This is a genomic window from bacterium, assembly GCA_024226335.1.
GTDB lineage: Bacteria > Myxococcota_A > UBA9160 > SZUA-336 > SZUA-336 > JAAELY01.
This window is the reverse complement of record JAAELY010000043.1, coordinates 1-2,894: the sequence shown is the minus strand read 5'-3', so window position 1 is coordinate 2,894 and position 2,894 is coordinate 1. Positions and strand designations below refer to the sequence as shown.

Annotated in this window: 4 protein-coding genes; all 4 read left to right on the top strand. The window is 61.5% G+C overall.

Going from position 1 to position 2,894, the window contains the following annotated elements; all coding sequences use genetic code 11:
* Window positions 1–438, top strand: a 438-nt coding sequence (gene narZ, locus GY725_01845) for a nitrate reductase subunit alpha (GenBank protein ID MCP4002916.1), incomplete at its 5' end; no start/stop codon positions are given.
* Between the two features lie 17 nt (window positions 439–455).
* The gene (gene narH / locus GY725_01840) at window positions 456–1,946 is read left to right on the top strand and encodes a nitrate reductase subunit beta (GenBank protein ID MCP4002915.1); all 1,491 of its coding nucleotides are present in this window, start codon (window positions 456–458) and stop codon (window positions 1,944–1,946) included.
* Window positions 1,946–2,572: a hypothetical protein gene (locus GY725_01835; GenBank protein ID MCP4002914.1), complete on the top strand. Its 627-nt coding sequence runs from the start codon at window positions 1,946–1,948 to the stop codon at window positions 2,570–2,572. The genes narH and GY725_01835 overlap by 1 nt, the downstream gene beginning before the upstream one ends.
* Window positions 2,569–2,894 (top strand): respiratory nitrate reductase subunit gamma (locus GY725_01830; GenBank protein MCP4002913.1); only part of this gene is annotated, 326 nt, incomplete at its 3' end. The genes GY725_01835 and GY725_01830, both read left to right, overlap by 4 nt.

The following is a 2,894-nucleotide window of genomic DNA, read 5'->3' as shown; positions in this document are numbered from 1 at the left end:
CTCACGCCCCACGGAAAGTGGCACATCCACTCGACTTACGGCGACAACCAGCGCATGACGACGCTGTCCCGTGGTTGCGAACCGTTCTGGATCAACCACAAGGACGCCGAGAGCATCGACATCGAGGACAACGACTGGGTCGAGGTGCACAACGACCACGGCGTGCTGCTGACCCGAGCCTGTGTCAGCGCCCGCATCCCGCGCGGCGTGTGCATCGTCTACCACTCGCCGGAGCGAACGTACGGGATCCCGAAATCGCCACTGCGCGGCAACCGCCGCGGCGGCGGGCACAACAGCGTCACCCGAACGCGACTCAAGCCGAACCTGATGGTCGGCGGTTACGGTCAATTCACATTCCACTTCAACTACTGGGGCCCGGTCGGCTGTAACCGAGACACCCACATCTACGTGCGCAAACTTCCGAAGTTGATCTGGTAGCGCGAGAGGACACGAACATGGATGTGAGATCCCAGGTTTCGATGGTGTTCCACCTGGACAAGTGCATCGGTTGCCACACTTGCAGCATCGCTTGCAAGAACATCTGGACCGACCGCAAGGGCACCGAGTACATGTGGTGGAACAACGTGGAAACCAAACCCGGAACCGGCTATCCCATGCAGTGGGAGAATCAGGAGAAGTTCCGTGGCGGCTGGGAGAAGAAGAATGGCGGGGTCCAACTAAAATCGACGGGTAAGGCACGGGTCGTGGCCAACATCTTCCACAACCCCTCGATGCCCAGCCTGGACGACTACTACGAACCCTGGACCTACGACTATCAGAACCTGTTCAACGCACCCGAAGGCGATGACCAGCCCACGGCACGGCCGATCTCGATGATTGACGGCAAGCCGATCGACATCAAATCCGGTCCCAACTGGGACGACGACCTGAGCGGCTCGCCGGTTTACGCGGCCAACGATCCGAACCTCGAAGGACTGACCGCCGAGCAGAAAGCACAGCTGTCGGCCGTCGAGCGCCTGGTGTTCTTCTACCTCCCGCGCATCTGCAACCATTGCCTGAACCCGGCCTGCGTCGCCTCGTGCCCATCCGGGGCGCTGTACAAGCGCGGCGAAGACGGCATCGTGCTGATCGACCAGAAGGTTTGCCGCGCATGGCGTTCCTGCGTGGCCGCTTGTCCGTACAAGAAAACCTACTTCAACTGGCAAACCGGCAAATCCGAGAAGTGCATCCTGTGCTTCCCGAGACTCGAGACGGGGCAAGCCCCGGCGTGCTTCCACTCCTGCGTCGGGCGCATACGCTACCTGGGCGTACTGCTCTACGACGCCGATCGACTCGAGGAGGTGGCCAAGCTCCCCGACGATCAACTCGTCGACGCTCATCGCTCGCTGATCCTCGACCCGCGCGACCCCGAAGTGATCGCAGCGGCCCGCCGTAACGGCATTCACGACTCCGTCATGGACTCGGCGCGTAAGTCTCCGGTTTACAAGTTCGTGAAGGAGTGGGGCATCGCGCTGCCACCGCACATCGAGTACCGCACCTTCCCGATGCTGTTCTACGTGCCGCCGCTGCTTCCCGTGATTTCCCGGCGCGAGGACGACGTTTCCGTGACCGAATCGGAGGAGTTTTTCCACGATATCGAGAAGGCCCGGCTGCCACTGGAGTATCTGGCCAACCTGCTCGGTGCAGGCAACGTTGGAAAAGTCAGTTACGCACTCAGGAAGCAGATGGCCGTACGGCACTTCCGACGTTTGGTCACGGTGGGCGACGTCGACGGCGAGGTCGTCACGCGGCTGCTGCGTGCGGCGGATTGTTCCAAGGAAGAGGCTGAAGCGATCTACAAGCTGACTTCGTTGTGCACTGCCCCGGAACGGTTTGTCATCCCGCCATCCCACAGGGAAGAGGCGATCGAGATGATCAAGGACACGATGGATCACAAACAGGCAGCCGGCTTCGGCTTTCTCAGCGGCCCCAAGCGGGGGCTGTGATGGCCGCCCGGTCCCAGCGTTACGACGGGCTGGCGCGACTCCTGGACTACCCCGAGGACGGCGGATTCCCCGACGCGGTGGCCCGCTGCATCGAAGTTCTCGAGGACGGGTACACGGATGCCGCGGCGCTGTTGCGACCGCTTCACGATCACGTCCGTGGGATGAGCAACGAAGAAATCCAGGAGATGTACACGCGAACTTTCGACATCAACGCCGTCTGCACATTGGAGATCGGCTGGCATATCTACGGTGAGGATTACGCCAGAGGCGCGCTGCTGGTCAAGCTCAGAGAGCAACTGCGACTGATGAACGTGCCCGAATCTTGCGAGCTGCCGGACCATCTGACACACGTCCTGCTTCTGATCGGGCGAATGACCGGCGATGACGCCGACGAGCTGGCCGCACGCTACCTGCTCCCCGGCCTGGACAAGATGCACGAGGGGATGGCCGAGGGCGAACACCCGTACCGAGCGCTGATCGAAACCGTCTCCAAGGTGGTGCGCACGGACCACGACGTAACGGTCGTGGAACCGCGCGAACAGCGCGGCAATCCGCCGGACTCGAAGAACCCATTGCCGGTTTTCGGGGCGCAGGGATGCTCGGGAATGAGAGGGAGAACACCATGACGGAATCCGCGGCCTTCCGTTACCTGGACCAGTTCCTGTTCATCGCATTGCCCTATCTGGCCTTCGCGGTGTTCTTCATCGGGACGATCCTACGCTACCGCATGCAGTCGTTCACCTATTCCAGCTTGTCCTCGCAGCTACTGGAAAACAAGCAGCACTTCTGGGGACTGGTGCCGTTCCACTACGGCATTCTGGCCGTTCTGGCCGGGCATATCATCGCGTTCGCGATTCCGCGCGCCGTGTTGTTGTGGAACGGGCGTCCGCTGCGGTTGTACGTACTCGAAGTCAGCGCGCTGATCTGCGGTATGCTCGCCCTGGTCGG

What these genes read in the sequence shown, in the direction of transcription:
- narH (MCP4002915.1), top strand. Translation starts at nt 456, where the DNA reads ATGGATGTGAGATCCCAGGTTTCGATGGTGTTCCACCTGGACAAGTGC.
- GY725_01835 (MCP4002914.1), top strand. Translation starts at nt 1,946, where the DNA reads ATGGCCGCCCGGTCCCAGCGTTACGACGGGCTGGCGCGACTCCTGGAC.